We start from the raw sequence: 3,513 nt of genomic DNA, 5'->3' as shown, positions 1-3,513 counted from the left end.
CAATTTTTTGTAAATCAGATACAGAAGTATGTACCAATTTAGAAACATATTGATATAACATTTGTTCGTTATTCGCCATTTCTGGAGAAACTTGAATAAGTAGTTCGCGAGGCATTTATATAATTTATTTGCAAATGTACAAAAGATTTACTTTTTCTCTTCAAATGCTCGTAAAGCAAATGAAGCTAACCAATGTTCGCCTTCATAATTTCCATCTACTACTGAAGGTAACGAAAAATTCAAATGATGATTGGCAATTGGAACTAAATGAGAAAATAATTTTGGATATGCCTTGGCTAAAGCATACATATTCCATGCTCTACTAAAATTTAAACCATCTAAATGCACCAAATGACCATCTGTTCTGTCAGATACTTTTGCGGTTTCCCAATTCCAATTTTTAGAAAACATCTTCGGTGCGAATTTTTTTAACCAATTTAAAAACTCATTTTTTGGTAAAATACGTTGCATTAATCCCAATTCTTCCATACATGGAGATAGAAAATCAGTTCCGCTTGGTTCCCAGTCAAAAGGACAATTTACATCATTTTTGAACAATCTTATGGCATTTGTTTTTATACTATTTTGTAATTCTATATTATCAGAATAAACAGCATAATCCCAAGCGTTTGATAAGCCAAATGCGGTATTATTATGTGTGCCAACTCGAACTGGATAAAGAAGTTTTGGCAAAAATTCGATATACCGTTGAATAATTAAATTAGATAATGGTTTTAAATTATCAGCCAATTCAAGTGAAGTATTTAATTTAGATTTTTCTAATTCTAATTGAAGTTTTAAAAGCCAATTCCATCCGTACGTTCTCTCATATGATTTTTCATGAGACTTAGAAAAGTAATCAATTTCTTTTTGTATATTATCTTTGGAAAGATTTAACTTTAATTTTTCAATTATAATTTCTTTGTTTCTTATTTCAGGGAAATTATTTAACAAATATACCAAACTCCAATGACCATGCACAGATGAATGCCAATCAAAACAGCCATAAAATGCAGGATGTAACTCTTTAGGCGATAATAATTCGGTAGTATTAAGAAGTAATTGATTTAACTTATTTGGATATTCTTGTTGCAAACATTTAATTGGTAAAGTCGATAAATGAATGGCTTGTTCCAAAGTAAGTTGTTGCGAAAAAGTCAAAGTTCCAACAAAAAGAAAAGAAAATATTAATTTCATAGTGAATTTCATTTTTTCAAAAGTACTAAAAACTTATCTTTGATTTTTATTTTATTATAATGAACAGACAAATAAAACTAATTTGGGATTTTCGTGGACAAGCTGCTGCTAAAACCGCGGAGCATCACGAAATTCATTTGAAAGAATTTTTAGATAAAGAAAATTACATTTTAAAAATTACTGGCTTTGAAATTTTAAACGAAATGTACGCTATTGCCTATTTAGTTGTAGAAGAAGCCGATATGATAATTTTTAGAGATGCTTTACGACCACATCGAGGAGAGGTTTATTTAGTCGAAAGTCGAAAGTCTTAAAGTCGAAAGTAAATTCATAAGTTACTTTATGACTTTCGACCTTCAACTTTTGACTACATTTTTAATTCGCTACTTCGCTAATAAATTTAATTCTCATTAATCGTAATTCTTCCATATCATATTCACCATCAAATTCTTTTAGTGCGTTTTCTATGCTATCCGATTCGGATTCCATAAAATAGTCGTAAATTTCTTCTTGCTGCTCTTCATCTAAAATATCATCAATCCAATATTTAATATTTAATTTTGTTCCTGAAAATACAATTTGTTCCAATTCTTTAAGTAAATCGTCAAATTTTATTCCTTTGGCGGAAGCAATATCATCTAAAGCTAATTTTCTATCGATATTTTGAATAATGTATAATTTATTTATGGAATTGGCTCCTGTAGATTTTACTACTAAATCATCTGGACGAATAATGTCATTTTCATCTACATATCTTGAAATCAATTCAATAAACGGTTTTCCGAATTTCTTTGCCTTACCTTCTCCTACACCATGAACGTTGCTTAATTCGTCAATAGTAATTGGATATTTAAGCGCCATATCTTCCAAAGAAGGATCTTGAAATACCACAAACGGTGGGACATTATGTTTTTTGGCTTCTTTTTTACGTAAATCTTTTAGCATTGACATTAATACTGCATCGGCAGTTCCTGTTGCTTTTGCTGCTGCGATGATATTTTCATCCTCTTCTTCACTGAACTCATGATCTTCTGCCACCATAAATGAATAGGGTTTTTCAATAAAATCTTGTCCGGCTCGTGTTACTTTTAAAACACCATAACTTTCAATGTCTTTTGAAATTAATCCCGCCACTAAAACCTGACGAATTAATGCCATCCAGTATTTTTCGTCATGTTTAGCACCACTACCAAATGTTTTTAATGTATCTATTTTTTGTGCTTTAATAATGGCATTAATTTTACCTACTAAAGCCATTATGACTTCTTTAGATTTAAATAACTGTTTGGTATCGTTAATTACTTTTAGCAAAGTAACTATCTGATTTTGAGCTTCTGTTTTAACTTTTGGATTTCTTACATTATCATCCATATCGGCTCCTTCGCCATTAACTTCGTCAAATTCTTCTCCGAAATAGTGAAGTAAATATTTTCGTCTCGACATAGAAGTTTCTGCATAAGCTACCACTTCTTGTAATAAAGCATAACCAATTTCTTGTTCAGCAATTGGTTTTCCAGACATAAATTTCTCTAACTTTTCAATATCTTTATACGAATAATACGCCAAACAAATTCCTTCTCCATCATCTCTTCCTGCTCTTCCTGTTTCTTGATAATAACTTTCTAATGATTTTGGAATATCGTGATGAATTACAAATCGTACATCTGGTTTGTCAATTCCCATACCAAAAGCGATAGTGGCCACCACCACATCTACATCTTCCATAAGAAACATATCTTGATGTTTAGCACGTGTTTTCGCATCTAAACCTGCATGATAAGGCACTGCAGAAATTCCATTTACCTGTAAAACCTGTGCAATTTCTTCCACTTTTTTTCTACTTAAGCAATAAATAACACCTGATTTTCCTTTATGTTGCTTAATAAATCGTATAATATCTCCTTGAACATTTTTTGTTTTCGGACGTATTTCGTAGTATAAATTTGGTCGGTTAAAAGAAGCTTTAAACGTATTGGCATTCGGCATATCTAAGTTTTTCAAGATATCTTCTTGTACTTTCGGAGTAGCCGTAGCGGTAAGTCCAATAATTGGCACATCACCTAATTGCTTAATAATGCTTCTTAAATTTCTGTATTCTGGTCTAAAATCATGTCCCCATTCTGAAATACAATGTGCTTCATCAATGGCTACGAAGGATATTTTTACTGTTTTTAAAAACTGTATGTAATCCTCTTTTGTTAATGATTCAGGAGCTACGTATAGCATTTTAGTTTTTCCAGATAATATATCTGCTTTTACCTGATTGACTTCTGTTTTATTTAATGAAGAATTTAAAACATGAGCAACACCAACATC

Annotated in this window: 3 protein-coding genes; 1 reads left to right on the top strand and 2 read right to left on the bottom strand. The window is 31.0% G+C overall.

Features of this window, described 5'->3' with window-relative positions; all coding sequences use genetic code 11:
- Positions 1-147 precede the first annotated feature (147 nt).
- Positions 148-1,197 carry a DUF2891 domain-containing protein gene (locus ACIQ11_RS09590; protein WP_396154400.1) on the bottom strand — a complete coding sequence of 350 codons (1,050 nt, stop codon included), beginning with the start codon at positions 1,195-1,197 and terminating at the stop codon, positions 148-150.
- A 59-nt stretch (positions 1,198-1,256) separates the two neighbouring features.
- Between ACIQ11_RS09590 and ACIQ11_RS09585 the strand changes: the two genes are divergently transcribed.
- Positions 1,257-1,511, top strand: coding sequence for a hypothetical protein (locus ACIQ11_RS09585; RefSeq protein WP_353077255.1), 255 nt, complete (start codon positions 1,257-1,259; stop codon positions 1,509-1,511).
- A 61-nt stretch (positions 1,512-1,572) separates the two neighbouring features.
- On the opposite strand, the gene ACIQ11_RS09580 is transcribed toward ACIQ11_RS09585, so the two are convergent.
- Positions 1,573-3,513, bottom strand: a 1,941-nt coding sequence (locus ACIQ11_RS09580) for a RecQ family ATP-dependent DNA helicase (protein ID WP_396154398.1), incomplete at its 5' end; no start/stop codon positions are given.

The sequence above is a fragment of the Flavobacterium sp. genome, from assembly GCF_044361065.1.
Lineage (GTDB): Bacteria > Bacteroidota > Bacteroidia > Flavobacteriales > Flavobacteriaceae > Flavobacterium.
Note: the sequence above shows the minus strand (reverse complement) of the source record. Positions and strands in the feature narration are given on the sequence as shown.

Excerpts from the sequence above, each read along its gene's own strand:
- ACIQ11_RS09585 (WP_353077255.1), top strand. The coding sequence starts at position 1,257 with ATGAACAGACAAATAAAACTAATTTGGGATTTTCGTGGACAAGCTGCT.
- ACIQ11_RS09590 (WP_396154400.1), bottom strand. The coding sequence starts at position 1,197 with ATGAAATTAATATTTTCTTTTCTTTTTGTTGGAACTTTGACTTTTTCG.